General features: G+C 46.0%; 17 protein-coding genes. 9 read left to right on the top strand and 8 right to left on the bottom strand.

Going from position 1 to position 20,244, the window contains the following annotated elements; all coding sequences use genetic code 11:
* Positions 1-30: 30 nt before the first annotated feature.
* Both F0364_RS20635 and F0364_RS20630 read left to right on the top strand, forming a co-directional pair.
* Positions 31-612 carry an HD domain-containing protein gene (locus F0364_RS20635; protein ID WP_153799710.1) on the top strand — a complete coding sequence of 194 codons (582 nt, stop codon included), beginning with the start codon at positions 31-33 and terminating at the stop codon, positions 610-612.
* A 75-nt stretch (positions 613-687) separates the two neighbouring features.
* Positions 688-2,745, top strand: coding sequence for an alpha-ketoacid dehydrogenase subunit alpha/beta (locus F0364_RS20630; RefSeq protein ID WP_153799709.1), 2,058 nt, complete (start codon positions 688-690; stop codon positions 2,743-2,745).
* A 447-nt stretch (positions 2,746-3,192) separates the two neighbouring features.
* Here the strand turns inward: F0364_RS20630 and F0364_RS20625 are convergent, their stop codons facing one another.
* Entirely contained in the window at positions 3,193-4,416 is a 1,224-nt protein-coding gene (locus tag F0364_RS20625; RefSeq protein ID WP_235921174.1) for an MFS transporter, read from the bottom strand.
* 355 nt (positions 4,417-4,771) lie between these two features.
* Between F0364_RS20625 and F0364_RS20620 the strand changes: the two genes are divergently transcribed.
* Together F0364_RS20620 and F0364_RS20615 are read left to right on the top strand one after the other, a co-directional pair.
* A complete protein-coding gene (locus F0364_RS20620) occupies positions 4,772-5,500 on the top strand; it encodes a class I SAM-dependent methyltransferase (RefSeq protein ID WP_153799708.1) in 729 nt (242 codons plus the stop codon).
* Positions 5,501-5,541: 41 nt separating this feature from the next.
* Positions 5,542-5,970 carry an FKBP-type peptidyl-prolyl cis-trans isomerase gene (locus tag F0364_RS20615; RefSeq protein ID WP_153799707.1) on the top strand — a complete coding sequence of 143 codons (429 nt, stop codon included), beginning with the start codon at positions 5,542-5,544 and terminating at the stop codon, positions 5,968-5,970.
* Between the two features lie 209 nt (positions 5,971-6,179).
* Here the strand turns inward: F0364_RS20615 and F0364_RS20610 are convergent, their stop codons facing one another.
* The gene (locus tag F0364_RS20610) at positions 6,180-6,638 is read right to left on the bottom strand and encodes a hypothetical protein (protein ID WP_153799706.1); all 459 of its coding nucleotides are present in this window, start codon (positions 6,636-6,638) and stop codon (positions 6,180-6,182) included.
* Positions 6,639-6,692: 54 nt separating this feature from the next.
* The gene (locus F0364_RS20605) at positions 6,693-7,763 is read right to left on the bottom strand and encodes a TolB family protein (protein ID WP_153799705.1); all 1,071 of its coding nucleotides are present in this window, start codon (positions 7,761-7,763) and stop codon (positions 6,693-6,695) included.
* A 91-nt stretch (positions 7,764-7,854) separates the two neighbouring features.
* On the opposite strand from F0364_RS20605, the gene F0364_RS20600 reads away from it, so the two are divergent.
* From F0364_RS20600 to F0364_RS20580, 5 genes are all read left to right on the top strand, one after another.
* Positions 7,855-8,670 carry a tetratricopeptide repeat protein gene (locus tag F0364_RS20600; protein ID WP_153799704.1) on the top strand — a complete coding sequence of 272 codons (816 nt, stop codon included), beginning with the start codon at positions 7,855-7,857 and terminating at the stop codon, positions 8,668-8,670.
* Between the two features lie 49 nt (positions 8,671-8,719).
* On the top strand, positions 8,720-9,367 hold the full coding sequence (gene rpe / locus F0364_RS20595; protein ID WP_153799703.1) for a ribulose-phosphate 3-epimerase: 648 nt from the start codon (positions 8,720-8,722) through the stop codon (positions 9,365-9,367).
* A gap of 530 nt (positions 9,368-9,897) precedes the next feature.
* Positions 9,898-11,025: an FG-GAP and VCBS repeat-containing protein gene (locus F0364_RS20590; RefSeq protein ID WP_153799702.1), complete on the top strand. Its 1,128-nt coding sequence runs from the start codon at positions 9,898-9,900 to the stop codon at positions 11,023-11,025.
* Between the two features lie 84 nt (positions 11,026-11,109).
* Positions 11,110-11,589, top strand: coding sequence for an OmpA family protein (locus F0364_RS20585; protein ID WP_153799701.1), 480 nt, complete (start codon positions 11,110-11,112; stop codon positions 11,587-11,589).
* Positions 11,590-11,764: 175 nt separating this feature from the next.
* Positions 11,765-14,173: a T9SS type A sorting domain-containing protein gene (locus tag F0364_RS20580; protein ID WP_207632802.1), complete on the top strand. Its 2,409-nt coding sequence runs from the start codon at positions 11,765-11,767 to the stop codon at positions 14,171-14,173.
* Between the two features lie 372 nt (positions 14,174-14,545).
* On the opposite strand, the gene F0364_RS20575 is transcribed toward F0364_RS20580, so the two are convergent.
* The 5 genes from F0364_RS20575 to F0364_RS20555 form a co-directional block, all read right to left on the bottom strand.
* Positions 14,546-16,759: a DUF5916 domain-containing protein gene (locus tag F0364_RS20575; RefSeq protein WP_153799699.1), complete on the bottom strand. Its 2,214-nt coding sequence runs from the start codon at positions 16,757-16,759 to the stop codon at positions 14,546-14,548.
* A 104-nt stretch (positions 16,760-16,863) separates the two neighbouring features.
* Positions 16,864-17,754 carry a LytR/AlgR family response regulator transcription factor gene (locus F0364_RS20570; protein ID WP_207632801.1) on the bottom strand — a complete coding sequence of 297 codons (891 nt, stop codon included), beginning with the start codon at positions 17,752-17,754 and terminating at the stop codon, positions 16,864-16,866.
* Positions 17,755-18,078: 324 nt separating this feature from the next.
* Positions 18,079-18,642 carry a hypothetical protein gene (locus F0364_RS20565; RefSeq protein WP_153799697.1) on the bottom strand — a complete coding sequence of 188 codons (564 nt, stop codon included), beginning with the start codon at positions 18,640-18,642 and terminating at the stop codon, positions 18,079-18,081.
* A 24-nt stretch (positions 18,643-18,666) separates the two neighbouring features.
* Positions 18,667-19,419 carry a DUF2625 domain-containing protein gene (locus tag F0364_RS20560; RefSeq protein WP_207632800.1) on the bottom strand — a complete coding sequence of 251 codons (753 nt, stop codon included), beginning with the start codon at positions 19,417-19,419 and terminating at the stop codon, positions 18,667-18,669.
* Positions 19,420-19,463: 44 nt separating this feature from the next.
* Positions 19,464-20,024 (bottom strand): hypothetical protein, encoded by a 561-nt coding sequence (locus F0364_RS20555; RefSeq protein ID WP_153799696.1) that lies wholly within the window; start codon positions 20,022-20,024, stop codon positions 19,464-19,466.
* Between the last annotated feature and the right edge of the window lie 220 nt (positions 20,025-20,244).

Here is a 20,244-nt window from a genome sequence, read left to right as displayed (position 1 = left end):
AAGTTATTATTCAACCTTAGAGATAATTGTATGACAAAAGAAACTCCCGTCACTGTTCAGCAAAAAGTAGAAGAACTTTTTAGATTGTATGAACAGCACGGCAACGAAGAGTATGGAGAAGGTGTAACCCAACTGATGCACATGGTGCAATGTGCCTTGCTGGCACGGCAGGAAGGTTATGATGATGAAATGGTGCTGGCTGCTTTTTTTCACGACATAGGCCACCTGCTGGAGCATTCGGAGGAAATGGGCCTGTTTGGCAAAAAAGACCACGATAAACTGGGCCACGACCTGCTGTTGCAATACGGTTTTTCTGAACGTGTGGCAAAACTGGTGTACAGCCATGTGGCAACCAAACGTTACCTAACCTATGCGGAGCCAGGCTATTATGAAAAGCTTTCCGGCGCCAGCAAAGCTACACTGGCATACCAGGGCGGCCCCATGAGCATAACCGAAGCCGCGGCTTATGAGAAAGACCCGCTTTTACAGGATTACATTAAAATACGCTACTGGGACGACCTTGGTAAAGAAGAAGACCAGCCTGTAAACCCACAGGATATAGCTATGATAAAGCAGTTAACCCTGCAATACCTGCTGGCCAGGCAACAGTAACAGTAGCGCAGCAGCCGGTAAAGAAAACTCAACGCCCTCAACACCGCCATACGGCTTAGCCCGTACATTTGTTGCATGCTTACCAACGATATTCTTGCCAAAGCATGGCAGTTAATGACCACTGCCAGAACCATGGCCGACCTGTATGAAAACAACAGGCAGGTTTGCAAATACGTACATTCCACTTCCCGTGGGCACGAAGCCATACAACTGGCGGCAGGCATGCAAATGCAGGCAAAAGATTATGTAAGCCCATATTATCGTGATGATTGTATGCTGTTAGCCTTAGGCTTTACACCCTATGATCTGATGCTTCAATTACTGGCTAAGGAAGGCGATATTTTCTCCGGCGGCAGGGTCTACTATTGCCACCCCTCATCCAAAAGTGCAAACAGGCCTAAAATTATTCACCAGAGCAGCGCTACCGGCATGCAGGCCATACCTACAACTGGCTTGGCACAAGGCATTCAGTACATAGAAAATCTTAAACTGCAACAGTTGCCGCAGGTAGAGGGCAGCGTAGTGCTTTGCAGCTTTGGCGATAACAGCATTACAGAAGGAGAAGTGAGCGAAGCTTTTCAGTTTGCGGTGCTTAAGCAATTGCCCATTGTTTACCTGGTGCAGGATAACAATTGGGGCATCAGCGTTTCTGCCGCCGAAGCCAGGGCCATGAATGCTTATGAATATGCCGAAGGTTTTAAAGGCATGCACAGGTTACAGGTGGATGGCAGCGATTTTGTGGCCAGCTACCATGTAATGGAATTTGCTATTGATTATGCCAGGGTAAAAAGAAAGCCTGTGCTGGTGCATGCTACGGTGCCATTGCTTAACCATCATACCAGCGGCGTAAGAAAAGAATTCTACCGGGATAAGGAAGACCTGGAACATCATTCCCTGCAAGACCCCTTGCCCAAACTAAAAAGGCTGTTGTTGCATGCCGGCTTTGCCGAAACAAAAGTGTTGGATATAGCCCACCAGGGCATACAGGTGGCCCAACATGATTTTCAGAAGGCCAGCGATGCACCGGAGCCATTGCCCGAAACTGTTATCCAACACGTATTTGTGCCCACGCCTGTTACAGAGGAAAAAGGACAGCGTTCACCGGCGGGGGCGGGAAAAGTTATTATGGTAGATGCTGCGCTGCACGCCATAGAAGAATTGATGAGGGCCCACCCGGAATGTTTGTTCTACGGGCAGGATGTGGGCCGCAGGCTGGGCGGCGTATTCCGGGAAGCAGCTCTGCTGGCGGAAAAGTTCGGTGACCTGCGGGTATTCAACACGGCCATCCAGGAAGCCTATATCATTGGTTCAACGGTTGGGTTATCTGCTGTTGGCTTAAAGCCCATTGTAGAAGTGCAGTTTGCGGACTATATATATCCCGGCTTTAACCAGTTGGTTACGGAGATATCCAAATCCTGCTATTTAACGCATGGCAAGTACCCCGTTAGCATGGTATTGCGGGTACCTGCCGGCGCTTACAATGGCGGTGGCCCCTACCATAGCGGCAGCATAGAAACCACCCTGCTTTCCATTAAAGGCATCAAAGTGTGCTATCCTTCCAATGCCGCGGATATCAAGGGATTGATGAAGGCGGCCTTTTACGACCCCAACCCGGTGGTAATGCTGGAACATAAGGGATTGTACTGGAGCAAAGTACAGGGTACCGATGAAGCAAAAACCACAGAACCTTCCGAGGATTACATATTGCCCCTTGGTAAAGCGCATACGGTGCTGCATGCGGATGACAGCCTGGTGCAGTCTGGCCAATCTGCCTGTATCATCACTTATGGTATGGGTGTTTACTGGGCCAAAGCGGCGGCCAGGCAGTTTGCCGGCCGGCTTGATGTTATTGATTTGCGTACCCTCTCTCCATTGGATGAAGCGCTGGTATTCAGCACCGTAAAAAAACATGGCAAATGCCTGGTATTAACAGAAGAACAGCAAACCAACTCCTTTGCCGAGGCGCTGGCGCACCGCATCAGTTACCATTGTTTTCAGTGGCTGGATGCGCCGGTGCATGTTATGGGCGCTCTCGACCTGCCGGCCGTGCCGTTAAACCTCGGGCTTGAAGCTGCCATGTTGCCAACGGTTGAAAAACTGGCTGCCAGGCTGGGCCAGTTACTGAATGAATAATTGGGGAAACAATTCTTCCTTCCCGTGGCATCAACAAGGCTGTTTTATTTATAGATAGAAATTTATTGGGGGTGCCCCCAAGCTATCGCAAGGGGTCGGGCTTTCCGCTCCAAGTCCTCGCCACTCGTTCCTCGTGGCTGTGGGCTTTCCGCTTCAATCCCTCACCCGAAAGACAGTGAGTAGTAAGTAGTGAATGGTGAGTGGGGTGTATTCCGCTTCGTCATTCATTATTCCTTGTTCCTAGCTCAATATTCATTTTGTGAGTAGTGAATGATGAATCGAGAGGTAATGTCGTTTAGGCAAGAAGCCAATGCCAGGTTGAGTTCCGAAATTTCGGGATCGAAACCGGGTTATCTATGTCACTTTTGACCAACCTGGTTTCGGAGTTTACCCCGCTTATTGCGGGGCTCAACCGGGCATTTACTGCTTTAAAGCTGCAACCTGCAGCTATTTACTATCACTATTTCCTGTTGGCCTGCGGTCGCCGAAAACAAGCACCAGGGTAACAACTCCTATCAGGAAATAACTTAGCGTTAGTGGAAAAACAGTATGCACCATCAGCAGGCTGATAACAGAGCCCAGCGACGAACCGATAGCGAAAAATAATGTGCCATAAATAGCAGATGCTACGCCTGCCGTATTACCCATCGGTTCCATGGCCAGGGCGCTGGCGTTGGGCTCAACGGCAAGGTTGATGGCCATCAGCAGGGTTACGGCAATAAAGAAGATGGGCATACCGGGCGGATCGCCGGCAACCAATGTAAACAACAGCAATACTGCCGCTACTAAAGTGTATGCTACCAGCAACCATTTAATGGTTTTTCTTGCGCCGTAGCGGGAGGAAAGCCTGGCATTCAGCAATGTGCAGCAGGCCATAAACAAACCCATGCCTCCAAAAAGCCAGGCAAACAATTGGGGCTTGCCATAAATCTCTCCCACGATATGTTCGGAACTGGCTACGTAAGAGCTTAGTACGGTAAACAGGGCAGTAGTTATGCCCGTGTAACGCAGAAAAACCTTGTTGCTGATAACCTGCCGGATAGATTGCAGGATGTTGGCCCGGCTAAGTGCAATACGGTTTTGCTGTGGCAACGATTCTTCCAGCCGCAGGGACCATACAAAAATAATAACCGCGAAAAGGGGAGGCGTAAGGAACACCATTTGCCAGGATGCAACAGACAGGATAGCCAACCCAAGAAAAGGGGCAAGCACCGGCGTAAAAAGAAAGATGGTGAAGATGAGCGACATGGTGCGGGCCATCTGGTCTCCCACGAATCGGTCTCTTACACCTGCGATGGTTGTCATAAACACCGCGGATGCCCCCATGCCTGCCAGGAAACGGGCAGCCAGCATCAAAGGAAGGCTGGGGGCAAAAGCGGCCGCAATACCACCCGCAATGTATAAAGGAAAGCCCAGCCGCAGTATGGCCAGCCTGCCAAAACGGTCTGAAAGGGTACCAAAAATAATTTGCGCAACCTGCCCCAGAAAAAAGAACCCGATAATTTGCGAAGCTGCCGTAGATTCTGGCTTGAGGCCAAAATGAACACGCAGTTCGCCCAATACCGGCAGCATTATATCTATGCCCAATGCCGTAAGCATCATGGTACAGGCAGAAAGGATGATAAACTCTACCGGCTTCATTTTTAAAGCGGCTGTTTGCTCAGAATGCATATAAGATTGCCTTTTAAGATTATGTTGAATAAACGCATTACCCAACCTGTGTTCCGGTGGAACACCTTGTTGGCAGAGAAAATATAGCGCTACCCCGCGTTCGATGGGAACGCCTTGTGCTGTATCTAAGTCAATAAGCACAAAATATTCAGCAACGCAAAGCTAATATCCACATTTGTAATGGTAAGGGGGTAAATAAGACGTTGCAACGGGGTAATAAGGACAGGCATTGTGGTATAATAGTAAGCGCCAGTTAAGCGTAGCATAGGCTATGTATTGTAAAATAAACAGGTAGCAGGAAATAAGCTATAATGAAAATTATCTGAACAAAAATTTTCACTATCATTAACCCCAAATGACACCTGGTACTGTTATCAAAGAAAAAATTATAGCTGCCTACGAAGCGATGGCAGAGAGTTATAATGCACTGATTGATCACAAGGCGCATAACGCTTACTACGACAGGCCTAATACGCTGGCGTTGATACCTGAACCGGAGGGTAAACTAATTCTTGATGCAGCCTGCGGCCCGGGCAAATATGCTGAAATACTTATGTCCAGCGGGGCAACCGTTACGGGTTTTGATATCAGCAGCCGGATGGTGGAACTTGCCAAAGAACGCAATAAAGGGAAAGGTGATTTTTTTGTGCATGACTTAAGCCAGCCTTTTACCAAGCTGGCAGATGCATCTTTCCACATAGTGGTTTGTGCTTTAGCGCTGCATTATGTACAGGACTGGACGCTTACCATCAAAGAGTTTTGCCGGGTGCTGAAGCCGGGGGGAGTGCTGGTAATTTCTATTGAGCACCCTTTTTTTGAGTTCAATTATTTCCGCTCGAAAAAGTACTTTGAAGTGGAACCGGTAAAGTGTATATGGTCAGGTTTTGGAAAGCCGGTTGAAATGAATAGCTATCGCCGGCCTCTTCAGCAATGCATTGCCCCGTTAACCGGTAATGGTTTTTACGTTGACCAAATAATTGAGCCCAGGCCGGTGGAAGAATTTAAAAAGCATGACCCCAAACATTTTAAGGAGTTGAATGCGTTTCCGGCATTTATGTGCATCAGGGCCATCAAGCGGACATGAGTATTTGATACCTGGCTTTCTAACAAACTAAAAAATACAAAATGATAAAAAGATATGCCGGTTTAGTAACCTTCCTGTTTTTGTTTAGCTGTTCCGGCCAGCGCAAGCTGTCTGCTGAAAAAGTAAATGATGGTTATGTAACAACTGCTTCGGGTCTTAAATACAAAATTCTTAAAAAGGGCAGTGGAGAGGCTGCCAGGGCGGGGCAGGAAGTACTGCTTTTTGAAACCACCACGTACCTGGATGGTACCGTTCTGTATTCAAACGAAAACTCGGCAACGCCCGTTAAAGTGTTGATAGGCGGTAACCAGGCAACCAATGCGGTTGACGAGGGGCTGAGGGGCATGCAGGCTGGAGAAGTACGCCAACTGGTAGCGCCGCACTACCTGGTAAAACGAAAATCGTACCCCGCAAATGTATCTCCTGACTCAGCACTGGCTATTAAAATTATACTGCACAAAATTTTGTGATTACCCTGCTTGTTAAACAAACCCTGCTGCACGTTGCAGCAGGGCGTACAAAGCTTATCCTTAATGCCATGGGATGCGTATCCGGTAGCTGCTCATGGCGGTGGCGTACAAGAGTGCGACGCAAGGATGCTTCATAGTTGTAATGTCGCCGGGTACATAAAAAATTGTCGCATAAAAAAACCATGGAGAACCCATGGTTTTTTTATGGTTTACATGCCCGGGAACAGTGGCCTGGCAATGCCTTCGCGGAATGGCCAGGGAACGGAAGCCAGGATGAAAATAAATGCGATGGTAAACAGGATAGCGGCCTTTTTATGTTTGGCTGCATCTGGTATGCTCTTTTTGGCAACGCCTTTGCCAATGGTGATAAGCACAATGGCGATGAGCATGCCTACGGGATGTTCTATTAAAAAGAAACGCCAGAATTTATCTTTCATAATGGGTGTGCCTTCTGGCACATGCACCCAGCCAAAGCGGCCGAATATAACCTGGTATAACCCTATCAGTAAAGTGGTGTGGGCTGCTATCATCAGGAACAGGCCCAGCTTTTTATCGCCTGCGGTATAAGGTTTATTGGCGGCGGAAAAATGTCTGAAAATATTTACCAGCAGCAATATGATAATCACCCAGCGTAACAAATTATGCAAGTGCAACAATCCTGTTTCCATATCAAAAAATTTTGGCAAATCTATTGCCCCAAACGCGAACAACCAATTATAAACTTAGTCAGCCCAGTCTGCTATAAACAGGTTGGTGTCTCTTGTTCCGCCGTTGTTCCTGTTAGAAGAGAAGATAATTTTGCGGCCATCCGGGCTAAACATGGGAAAGGCGTCAAAACCCTTATCACGGCTAACTTTTTCAAGGCCATTGCCATTAATGTCTGTCAGGTACATGTTAAAAGGAAAACCACGCTTGTATTCATGATTGCTGCAAAAGATAATGTGTTTGCTGTCGGGCGTAAAGTTAGGCGCCCAGTTGGCCTGGCCCAGGTGGGTAATTTGTTTCGCATTCGTACCGTCTGCATCAGCTACAAATACCTCCATTTTGGTAGGCGCTACCAGCCCTTTTGATAACAGGTCTTTATAATCCTTTATTTCTTCTTCGGTAGCGGGCCTGCTGGCACGCCAAACAATCTTTTTGCCATCGGGGCTAAACCATGCGCCGCCATCGTAGCCCAGCTCTGTTGTAATGCGTTTTGTGTTGCCGGTGGATAGTTCCATAATATAAAGGTCCAGGTCGCCATCCCGTACAGAGGTAAAGATCATTTTACTTCCATCGGGAGAAAGCGTTGCTTCTGCATCGTAACCTGCCGTATGGGTTAGTTGTTTGGTAATGTTGCCGGAAGTATCGGCCATAAAAATATCGTAGCTGTCATAAACGGGCCATACGTAGCGGTTACCGAGCTTGCTCCTGTCAGGTACGGGCGGGCAGCTATCCCCGCCCAGGTGTGTGGAAGCATATACTATATGTTTGCCACCGGGTAAAAAATAGCCACAGGTAGTTCTGCCCTTGCCGCTGCTTACCTGTTTATAATTGAATTTTTCACCGGCGGCAGGTATTTTTCCAATAAACATGCGGTCGCACAGGATGCCTTCTTTAGCACTGCTTTTTTGAAAGATGACATGGCTGCCATCATAGCTCCAGTAAGCTTCGGCATTATCGCCGCCAAAGGTTAGCTGTTGAATGTTTTTAAAATGTTTTTCATCGGCATAGTGCATACTGTCCGCCGGCTGCTGTGCGGCAAGCTGCATGTATGTCAACATTAGTAAAGCAATGAAGTAGCACCTTTTCATGGTTCTAAAATTTTTGCAAAAGTATCGCTCCCAGCATGAGTTGTTGTAAGAAATTAAGCACATTCGCCACCCCTCAATTATTTTTGCGATTATGAATAACAGGAGTAATGCCGCTTTAGTTTGTGTGCTGTGTATTTTGTTTTTAGGCGCCTGCAACGGCAGCGATAAAAAGCCTGCTGAAGATATACCCGCCCCTGCGCCTGTTCCTGCATACATATCCGCATTACAAGAAGCGGTTAACAAATACCCGGATAGTGCAAGCCTGCGCCTGCAGTATGCCAGTGGCCTTGACAGCATTGGCTCTTTTAAAGAAGCTTTGCTTCACATGGATACATTGGTTGGTAAAGACAGCACCAACTATGGCCTTTGGTTTTTCAGGGGGCAGGTTAGCGAAGAAGCCCAGGACACCGTCGCGGCTATTGATAACTATACCAGGGCCATAAAAGTGTATCCTTCTCCCGAAGCACAGCTTACGCTGGCCAACCTGTATGCAGAAATGAAAGAAAAGAAAGCATTACTTATCTGTAAAACCGTCCGCGACCTTAGCCTTGGCCGCGAAACAGATGCCAGTTGCGATTTTATTGCCGGCATTTACCATGCCCGTACCGGTAACGGTGAGCTTGCTGTAAAGCTATTCGACCAGTGTATTGCCAATAACTTTACCTACATGCCGGCATATATAGAAAAAGGGCTGGTTTATTTTGACAACAAAAAATACGATGAAGCAATGAAAGTTTTTCAGTTTGCCTCCACCGTAAATAATCTTTATGCGGATGCTTATTATTATATTGCCCGCTGTTACGAAATGACCGGTAAGAAAGATAGTGCAGCAACCCGGTTTCAACAGGCTTTAAGCCTTGATAAAAACCTGGTTGAAGCAAAGAAAGGTTTAGAGCGGGTAAAATAATTCACGGCAACCGGCAACGGTACTTGCCAACTAACTACAAATTATTCTCATGGCTATTATCGCACCCTCGTTCCTTGCATCAGATTTTCTTAGGCTGGCAGAAGAATGCAATATGGTAAACAGCAGCGGGGCGCAATGGTTGCACCTGGATATTATGGATGGGCATTTTGTTCCCAATATCAGCTTTGGCCTGCCGGTGGTGGCGGCTATCAGAAGCGCCACCAGCAAGGTTTGCGATGTACACCTGATGATAGAAGAGCCGGGCATTTATGCCGAAGCTTTCCGCAATGCAGGGGCTGATAATTTATGTGTACATATAGAAGCCTGTCCACACCTGCACCGTAACATACAGCAAATAAAGAGCCTGGGCATGAAGGCCGGGGTGGCTGTAAACCCTCATACGCCTGTGGGCCTTTTAAGCGATATACTTCACGAAGTTGACCTGGTAAACCTCATGAGCGTAAACCCAGGTTTTGGCGGCCAGCAGTTCATTCCTTTTACACTGCGTAAAATACAGCAGTTGCGCACCATGATAGATGAGCGTAACCTTAATGTATTAATTGAAATTGACGGCGGCGTAACCCTTAACAATGCCGCAGAAATTATTGCCGCCGGCGCCGATGTGCTGGTAGTTGGCACCACCGTTTTTAAAGCCAAAGACCCTGTTGACGTTATTGCGCAATTACAAAAATTATAAGCAGCCGTTATACATTCATTGTAATATTAGGGGGTGCCCCCAAGCTGCGCAAGGGGTCGGGCTTTCCGCTATTACTCCGGCACAAAGGCCCTGCTGCGATAGGCCTCACCGGGGTAACCGCTTCAATCCCTCACCCGACAGTGTAACACGCTAAGGGTTTTGCATAATGTCATTAAGTTAAGCTGTCAGCCTGAGCTCCGAAGCTTCGGAATCGAAGGCGGATTGGTGAAAAAGCGGCTTGAATAACCCGGTTTCGACAAGCTCAACCTGACACTTGTTTCCTTAACTTAATGACATTGGGGTTTTGCAGTCAGGCTGAATGTGTGTCTTACCCACTGCTCACAATAAAACCTGTATTTTTATAATAGCGGCAACATAAAATTGTGCAATAGCCTAAAGGGTTTAATGTGAATAGCCCGGGATGAAATCCGGGGTTGGCATTTGATAATTGTACCTTAACCCTTACGGGGTTGAACAATATCATTGCACATTTTATTGCGTTGCCATTATAGCCAGCTAAACTATGCCGTATGATTAGAACCTTCCTGTTAATCACCATTGCTACAGCCACAACTTTTATCAGCGCTAACAGTCAGCCTAAGTTTACCGCAGAAACCATTGACGCCACTGTGCAGATTGGTTATGGCATTGCCATAGGCGATGTGGATGGCGATGGCAAACCGGATATTTTACTGGCAGATAAAAAGCAGTTTGTATGGTACCGCAACGGTGATTGGAAACGCTTTGTAATGGCGGAAAATTTAACTGAATATGACAACGTATGCATCGCCGCAAGGGATATTAACGGCGATGGCAAAGTAGAAGTGGCTGTGGGGGCGCAGTGGAACCCGGGCGAAACCAGCGATGATGCAAAATCCGGCGCGGTGTATTATTTAATCCGCCCGGAAGAGCCCACCCAGTTATGGAAGGCGGTAAAACTATACCACGAGCCAACCATCCACAGGATGCAATGGGTAAAATGGCCGGGTGAAAAGTTTAGCCTGGTGGTGGCGCCCCTGCATGGCCGCGGCAATAAAAATGGCGAAGGCGCCGGGGCAAGGCTGATGAACTACCGCATGCCTGCCGATGTAAGCGCAGCCTGGCCAGTCGCAACACTGGACAGTACCATGCACATGACGCATAATTTTTTTACTGTTGAAGCGGCAGACCGTACAACCATTTACCTGGCGGGCAAAGAAGGCGTTAGCATTATTGACGGTAACATGGCTGCCATTCAGCAATGGCCGGATATGATAAGGGGCGCGGGTGAAATACAGGTGGCTGCGGCTGGTGATGTGGTTGCTGCCATTGAGCCGATGCATGGCAACGAACTGGCGGCTTACCTGGATAACCAAACCCAAAGGGTTTTGCTGGACAGCAGCCTGCGGGAAGGCCATGCCCTGGCCGTAGCCGATGTGCTGAATACGGGGAGCAGCCAGGTAATAGCAGGGTGGCGTGGCGCCAACAGCCAGGGTAAAGTGGGCATTAAGCTGTATGCCCGGCAAAAAGATAACCAATGGCAGCCTTACTGGATTGATGAAAATGGTATGGCCTGCGAAGACCTTAAGGTGGCAGACCTTAACGCTGATGGCAAACCCGATATCATCGCTTCAGGCCGGGCGACACATAACCTGAAAATATATTGGAACGGGAAGTAGGCAACGTTGGTACAAATAATATTTCCGGTATTTTTATCTTTCAATGCAATAGCAAACTATTTCCCCTTACAATAAAAGTATCGTATGAAACAACTTGTCCTGGCCGTTTTTTGCTCCATTGTTTTTCTGAACCTCCATGCACAGGCGTATAAACTTTCCGGTAATGAAGTGGTGCTGGAAAAAGCCATAACTTTTGAAACCGGCACGGCCAACCTTACGCCGGAAAGTGAGGAAACACTCGCTATTATTAAGCAATACCTGGATGATAAAAGTTACATCTCCCTGCTGCGTATTGAAGGGCATGTAAGCAATGGTAACGGCCAGCAGTTATCAGAACAAAGGGCCCTTGCTGTTTGTAAAAAACTGGTGGCTCTAGGGGTTGACTGCAAACGTTTAATGGCCGTTGGTTTCGGCAATACCAAGCCTGTAGCAGATAACAGCACCCCTGAAGGCAGGGCGCAAAACAACAGGTTGTCTTTTTTTAACGCGGCATTGCGTGGAAGGCTTATCGGCGGCATGCCTGCTGATGGCGGCGGCAATGTTGCAGGAGAGGTTTGCATGTAAGCAGGAGATATGATTTAGTCGGTAAGGGTTAGTTATTTTATTGAAGCACAGCTTTTTAATGTAGCAAGTTGATTAGTTTATTCTGATGGTAACCTGATTTTTTGTAATATTGATAACACCAATTCTGCTAACAATGAAAAAGAGCCTATCCCTGATACCGCTATTTATCTTGTCAATGTTAATTAAAATCAATGCTGCAATATTAATTACTTTTTCAAGCCCTTCGCCAAACCAGCAAATAACCGGAAGCGTTGATGTTATTGTAAGTGTTTCATCAACCTACCAATTGCAATTTTTGAAGGCCCGGATATTAACATCAGAAATCAATCTTTCACCTGAAAATGATTTCTATAGGGGAACGCTGTCATTAACAGGGTTACCCTATGATACGCTTACACTGGTGGTTACTGCAAAAGATATACTGCAAAACACTGATAGCTCCATTATAAAAATAATAAACAAGCCGGTTGATTCCGTTCCACAATTCGAGTTGCTGTTTGTTCCGCCTCTAACCCAGAATGTGTACCTTCCTATTCATATAAAGGCAAGGGATGCTGAAGGGGATGTGCGTATTAATGTGATTGGCCCGGAGCCGGATTATTATCCGTTAATTGAGGGCATTAATGAAATTGATACGGTTATAGATATTTCGCATATTGCAAAGCTTGGTGCAAATGCAACTGTTATCAGGGTGTTGGGAACAGACACGGCTAATCATGTGGTTACCGAGTATTTGCCCTTTACTTTTGAGCCCAGTCCTTACCTTGAGAAATTCCTACCCTATAAAGTGTTAGATTTTCGGTATAACAAAATATTGAAACTTGTTGGAAACAGCTACCAGTATCTTGACCGGGCCAACGGAGATTCCATCCTGATCCCTACATCTGATGGGGAAGTAAAGTTGACTGCGGTTGGCTATATTCAAGACCAGGCAGGAAGAGTAGCTATATATACGCCTGATAGCCTGTTTTACAAAGGCACTGGTTCAAAGGGAATTGCCGTTGCGGGAAACTATATTGTTTACAATAATGATAAACAGGTTATATCACGCCATAATCTGAAAACTGGCGCCATAGACTCAATAGATACTAAGAGCCGCCAGGTAGGCGATCCATCCTTCCCAACCAATTTCGTTGTTAAAGATTGGACTGTTGATACAACTGGAAATGTTGGATTGAGTATTTATTGGTGGGATGATGATACTTTTCAGGGACGAAGGTTTGAATTGCGTGTTAATGATCAAAAATACGCTTCCAGCAACTTGGGAGTATACAGCTTAATTCTAAAAGGAGACAAAGCGGTGGTGAACACGGCAAGTAATGATGAGATCGGGCAGTACTTTGAGCCATGGATACTTAGAAAGGCCGGCGTTGAGAATGGAACGCTTAGTGTGGAAGTTATCGATACCCTGGACAATAGAAGAGACACGTATTCTTATGACGGCCAGTATTTTTTTGAGGGCAGCCATATTGCTTACGATAAAACATCGGACGGTACTGTGTGGCGTGCAGATTGGGGGGGCAATAAACAGAAGGTTGGGCCTGGAAAATTAACAGCACTTAATTCTGGTGGAGAGATACTCTATAACGCCGCCTTTATGTTTTCCCCACCGAACGGCCAAATAATTGAGATCAATCATACCGCAGCGAACGCATTTTATGAAAACAATAACTGGTATATCAATAGTGTTGAGTTATTTAAGCTAAACCTCGGTGCACAGGTTACGGTATCTGATATTGTACGGGATGTATTGAAGGATTCCAGCTATACATTTACTGCGAAAGACTTTGACGATGCAGCAACTGTACCCTATGAAGTAAAAATAACTGCATTGCCCAAACATGGTACCCTGTACTTGAATGACCGGCCCCTGCCGAAAGATAGCCTGTTAAAACATGCCTGGCTAAGTAAATTAGTGTATGTTCCGGACGACTCATTTGAAGGAGATGATACCGCTTATTGGAATGCCAATAGTACAGTAGGGTTTGCCCCGGCAGATGCACGACTGGTATTTAAGGTATTGATTGTATTGCCGGTAAAACTTACAGAGTTTACAGGATATAGTAAAGGTGCGGCAAATGTACTCGCCTGGAAAACAGCAGAAGAAAAAAACACCGCCAGCTTTGAGCTGCAGCGGAGCAGCCAGGATAGCCCCTTTAAACTGCTTGCAAAGTTAAATGCTGCCGGAAACAGCAGTGTAATGAAGGAGTATACTTATACAGATGCCAGGCCCGGCGCCGGTACCAACTTTTACCGGTTGAAGGTTATAGATAAAGACGGAAAATATAGCTTTAGCCCGATTATTAAATTGGAAAACAGCGATGAGGGGTTTGCCGCGGTTGTGTATCCCAACCCGGCTGCCGATAGGTTATTCCTGCGGTTTAATGTTCCTGTGGCGCAGGAGGTGTCGGTAACCATCTCGGCCATCAATGGTAATCCTCTTATATCAAGCAGGTTGAGTATTGCAGCCGGAAGTGCCGACAAAACGATGAATATCAGCTCCCTGGCTGCCGGAACATATTTTATTACGATAACGGGCAATACCAAGAGAAAGCCAGTATCATTTAAGTTCGTAAAAAAATAATAGGATTAGGTAGATAAACGCAAAGGCATATTATATTCCGCAGGAACATGTTGGGGTTAAAGAGTATAAAGGAACAATAAGCTGTTTTTATAATGCATGTTACTCCTCTAAAGTTCTATAGAGCGTAAGGCGATAAATACACGTTAAACTAACCGTACGCTTTAGAGTTTGTAAACGAGTGCCCTATGCAAATTTTTTCTACTGAAATTTGACAAGCAACTTTGAGCAGCAATAACCTGCTGCACATTGCCGCATAGTGGATCCATTGTACAAGAGTGCGACGCAAGAGAAGCCCTATAGTAGTTCCTGCTGCCGGGCCCATAAAAATTCTTCGCAACGCCGCCAGGCGATGTGCTGGCATGGCAACATACCCTAATGAAAAGAATAAATGTATTTCACCAGTATTTGCTGCTGCTCAAAAGCAGGCAAGGCCGGCGATTGTTTATACCTGTTTTGGTAAAATGTTTGGGTATAAACCAGGTACACATCATGACCGTCGGAAAAGTGATAGCGTACCCGTCCGTTGGTGAGCAGCTTATCAGCATCGCTGTTGTACTGCAATTGCAACTGGCCGGAAAGATGAAGGTTAAAAGCCCAGGCCAGTTTAATGCTGCCATAATGAATAACCGAGCTTACCTGGCGGTTGCTGAAACGGATGCGCTCCAGGTTGTAAGCGCCCTGCAGGTCAAAAAAACGGTTGATGCTCCAGGTAGGGGATAGGTAAAGAGAAGTGCGGTTGCCATCGTAAAACGTACCGTAAGACAGGGTGCCCTTTAATTTAAACACCAGGTATTCCGGCGCCTGGTAACCCAGCGTAAACTGCCCGAAGTTATAATTGCCCGGCCTTACAAACAGGTTGCTGCCAAACTGCAGGCTATCCACCAGGAATTCTTTGTTGTACTGCGCTTTAATGCTTAGTACATGGTTTTTAAAAGTAGTGCCCGTAAGCTCCAGCAGCGATTGAAGGCTCTCATGCTTACCGGTTGCCGCATTCCAGTAAACATCATTGGCCCACGAAGCTTTTTTGTAACGGAACAGCCCGTTTTTGTTGGCGCCGAAACGGGCGTAAGAAACCTTGGCGGAACCGTTGTGAAAGTTGCTGCGGTCAATAAAGCCCAGGCCGGGCGAAAAATCTTTTCCGGAATAGCCATACTGCAGGTTGTAGAAAAAACCATCCCGCCTGCGCAGCTCCCAGTTAAGCAAGGCCCGGCTGCCGGTAAGCAGTGCCGCCTTGTTGCCGGTGTTTTGCGTAGTGGCTACCGCGCCGGATACATAATGAAAACCTGAAACCCGTACAAACGCATCAGCGCCCAGGGCAATGTTGTTATTGCGGCCATCGGTGCGGTTGGTAAGCATGGTTCCTATGTAGGAGCTTTCGTTCCATGTTTTATGGCGGGTACGCACTACTGAAAAATTTTCCGCCGCGGTATAAACGCTGTCGTTAATGGTAGCGCTGCTGGTTTGAATGTTCATAAGGCCAATATCTGTTTTACCCAGTTTACCGGTAACCCTGGCCCCGCCTGCTACGGGTATAATGTTACCGTCTTTCAAGCCTATAACACGACTGTAAAACAGTTGCGAGGCAGAGCCCAGCCTGAACTCAAATAACCCCGCCTGTTCCTGGAAGAACAGGCGGCGCTCCGGGTAAAATAAAGAAAAGCGGCTAAGGTTAAATTGCTGGTCATCTATTTCTGCCTGGGCAAAGTCTGTGTTAACGGTAAGGTCTGCAATAAGCTGCGGGCTGATGCTGTATTTAATATCCAGCGAAGGCTTAAATTGTTTGTTGGTGATTGTATGGTAACCGCCGGCATTATTATCCAGTTTGTTTACCCGGTTAATACCTGTTGCCAGGGAGGGCACTATATACAAAAGCCTGGCCGGCTTAATGTTTTCAAAATAGGCAGGCTGCTTAAGGGAAGGTTTACGGGCGCCGTCAACCACGGTTTGCGGTATGCGTGGGTAATGCTGCAGTTCGTTGGTATAATAGCTTTGCCGGGTGGCGCTAATGTTCATAATGGTTTTACCGCCTGTGGGCTTAAACCTAAGGGCGGCAAAGGGTATTTTCATTTCCATAAACCAACCCTCCTGGTTAAGGGCACATTTACCTTGCCAGATAAGGTTGTAGTTGCTGTTAAAGGTAGAACTGCCCATCTCCACCGCGTCGTTACCGATGGCCATGTCAAAATGGCTGCCGAAGGGGTACAGGGCAAAGCGTATAGCATTTTGGTGGTCGTTGTTGGCATCAATATCAAAGGCAAACCAGTCATCCCCCCGCCAGCCATCGCGTACATAATTGCGGGCAACAATAGCGGCACTGTTACGGTAATAGCAGCGGGCGGCTACGTACAAAAACCTGTCATCGTAAGCAACCAGTATTTCTGTGCTGTCTGCCGGTTTGGCCCCATATACCGGTTCCAGCACATACAAGTGTATGGGGGGCACCTGCTGCCAGGCGGTTTCGTTGCTAAGCCCGTCTATAGTAACCGGCCCCGGCAGGCGGGCAATGTGCAGGGCAGAATCTGTAAAGCTGTTTTGGGTTGCTGCCGCAACCGGAATAAAAAAGAATACCAATAGTAACAACCGCATGTTTTTAACCCAAAGTACCTGCGGTGCCGCTGGCCGGTAAAATGCAGCATGACCAGCAGCGGTAAATACATGCTGTTACTAAACAGCAAGTGACGAATTGCGGATTATGCGTGACAAAATGCGGCCGTTTCTATCTCTTTTTTGTAGCTGCGGCTGCACTTAATAACAGTATTGTTGGGCAGCAACAGCTCCGCATCGCCGGATGGCAGGTTGCGTATCTGCTGTACATAATCCAGGTTTACCATTACAGACCGGTGTACCCTTAAAAATTGCTCAGGGCATAGCTGGGCGGAAAACTTAACCAGGCTGGAGTAAAGAATATGTTTTTTTGTAAGAGTATGTATGTGTATGCAGTTTTGCTGTGACTGTATAAAAAGAATGTCAGCAACATCCAGCTTAAAAGTGGTGCTTTTGTCTTTAATAACCAACTGCCTTGGGTAAGCCGGTGCGCAGGTGGCAGGTTCCGGTACTTCTGCAACGGGCGCTGCCGGCAAAGGTTCCTGAACCGGCAGCTGGCCGGTATGGTTGTATAACTGCCATGCGCCGCGGCTGATGAGCGCATAAAAGAAAATATTCACCAGCAGGTTATTGGTAATAAGGCTGCTGATCCAGGAAGTGGTTGGCGATTGGTAGTTCCACAAAAAAAGATAAACGAATTGTACCGCTTTATGTACAAATAGCTGGTTGGCTGTTAATACAACTATAGCCGCTATGGCCAGCAAGAATTTTTGTTTTGCATCGCCTGCAACTTTTTGTTGAATGCCTGCTGTTAAGCCGGTAATAGCCGGCGTAAACAGCACCCAGAACAGTATGCCGAAGATATAGCAGGTAATAAGCTGGGTAGGGTAGCACAGGGATGATTTTTCGCAGAGGTACAGCCAGGAAAGAAAGCTGTTTATCAGCCAAAACAAACAAAGCGTTGTAAAAAGTTTGTGGCGGGGCTGCTCCGCATACTGCAGGTGCAAACCGGCGATGGTAAATTTGAGAAACAACATAACAGTTGGCATTTGCGGGAAAAATGCATGATTTTATGCATTGCGCCAAGCCTTTTATGCTGCGGGGAAAAATAATTTTTTAAGTGGCAGAAGAGGGCAGGGGGTGTCCCCAAGCTATCGCAAGGGGCCGGGCTTTCCGCTCATACTCCGGCACAAGGCCCCGCTGCGATGGCCTCACCGGGGTATCCGCTTCAATCCCTCACCCGGTGGTGTAACAGGTTGCGGGTTGTGGGCAGGTTGAATGGAACTTTGCTGCAAATAATAAGGCGGCTTGTAGAATCTAAATTAAGTAGCACATGTTGATACATAAGCGATGGGTAATAATTACATACTGGTAAGTTTTGATTTTAGCTCATCTGTCAATTGAAGCTCCCAACTTTTACCATAAACGCCTATCCCCAATATTGAGTTTAATATGTTAAAAAGATTCTGAGGTTTTCTGTAATCTTTCGGTGCATGGATGACAAAAAGAGGTTTTCCCTCCAGGTCTTTTGGGTATCTTATGTATGATCTCCATTCCGCAACGTTAACCAGGAAATATTTTGAGAAATCTGTATTATAAAAGTTAGATAAGTGATGCTTAAGCCCGTCAGTGCCATCTGCATACACCGGTATGCTGTCCCGGTTTCCTGTTCTGTAGATGAAAGTCAAAAACCAGTCGTCAAAAAAGGGTCCGGCATCGGTTGTATGTTCACCAATCGCAACTACATCGTCAAGTTCTATAACAACATCGGAACCGTTTGGGTTTTGCCACTCTATTTTGGTGCCAGCCCACGACACGATGCCTGAATATTTTTGTCGCTCAATAATTGATTTTTCTGTTGGCATGGTTATGGGTTTGATAGCCTTCTTCCTGACAATATAATGGCAGGATAAAATAATTTTCACGCCGGTCTATTGTAATTATTGTCGTTAGTGGCCGTTTATCGTCAAGCCAAGTTGCTTCCGCATATCCATTTCGAAGCTGTATTGTTCTTCAACCGGAATTGCTTTTCTTGAAACCTTATTAATGTCTTTACCTTCTTTTGTCCATAAAAAAGGATAAAAATTGTAAACCATGTTTCCATCAAGCTTAGAAACTTCCTCTTTCCAATTTGTCCACCTAAGGCTGTTATAAAAATCATCGAGGTCGCCATTAAAGCAGAATTGTAAAAATTCGGTATAGGTCAGGTCAAGCGCTTCCCATTCTAAATTATCTGGCGCAAGATAATAGAGCTTCCCTGCGTCGTTGCCAAATTGTCCGCCGTTAACAGCAAAGAAGCCACCGGCTGCATCATCAGCAACTAAAAGAAACGCAGGCCTCTCGCCAAATTCCTTAAATGATTTTCCTTTATTCCAGTCAGGAAGTGTCCTGCCAAGTTTTATATTTCCTGAGCCTAAAATCCTTATCCAGCCATTGTCAATAAGTAAGCCGCCTGTTGAATGAATTATCGCCCCCATTGGAGAGCGGGTAGTTACTTGTGTTTTGAATAAAGCATCCTTAGCTTTCGAAGTATCCACTGAAAGAATCTCAACTTTATTTTTTGCACTATCTATCCATCGCTGAACAAATACCCAGCCCGGTTCTGTATTGTTTATTAATTCTTCAACAGGGCGCATTTTATTTTGAGCAAGGCTGGTTAAAGTTGAAAGTGTCAAAATAAGGAATGGTAAAAGTTTCTGCATGGCCGGTTAAAATGAGTTGGATACTTTTATAAGCCGATGTTGTATCAAAGTTTAAATGTTAAACTTTTTAAGTTTCTAACGTTAGTCATTATGTTTATTATTTTTTCGGATTCCTCAATTTGGTTTAATGCTAAAAGCCCTTTTTGCACTTTTGTCAAACCATCAATCGCAAACCACCTGCGAAATGCGACTACTTTTTTTAAATCCTTGTAACTGTCTTTGGAAAACATATTAAAGTTTGAGGTGTCAATGGAAACAATCTCTGTCAAGTTAATTTTATTTTCTTGCTTTCTTAAGTCGCTAAGAGATGTCCACAAAGCGGTCAGCCGGTATTTTATAATTTTTGTCCAAAGAGTTATAAAAAGTTCTACTTGATTTGTGCTGATTAGCAACGATTGCAATGGCTCAATAAAGTCATCACAATTTCCACTGTCCCAGTTTGTGTGTATGAAAGAAATCAGTTCTGCCAATTTACCTTCTCTCATCCATTTGTCACGAATAACCGCTAAAGCCTCGTCATTTGCGATTTTGTCAACGAGACCTTTAGCCTTTCTGTCTATGTAAAAGCTGTTAAGTTCATTTAAGAATTTTGAATAATTGCTCATCGTAGGGTGTTGCTCTAATATCCAACAATTATTATCCGCACTTCTCCGTCCGGATACATCAAAAGTACGGTTTTCTCTTTTCTGGCTTCCGTGCTTTAACGGTTTGCGTTTAGTGAATCGTTGTTAGATGAATCTGAAAGAATATCTGTGAAGATGTTGCTCCTGACTTGTCCCCCTCGGATTTAGTGCGGTTATAATTATTTGATTTTCAATTACATTA

The sequence above is a fragment of the Foetidibacter luteolus genome (genome assembly GCF_009650435.1).
GTDB lineage: Bacteria > Bacteroidota > Bacteroidia > Chitinophagales > Chitinophagaceae > Foetidibacter > Foetidibacter luteolus.
Note: the sequence above shows the minus strand (reverse complement) of the source record. Positions and strands in the feature narration are given on the sequence as shown.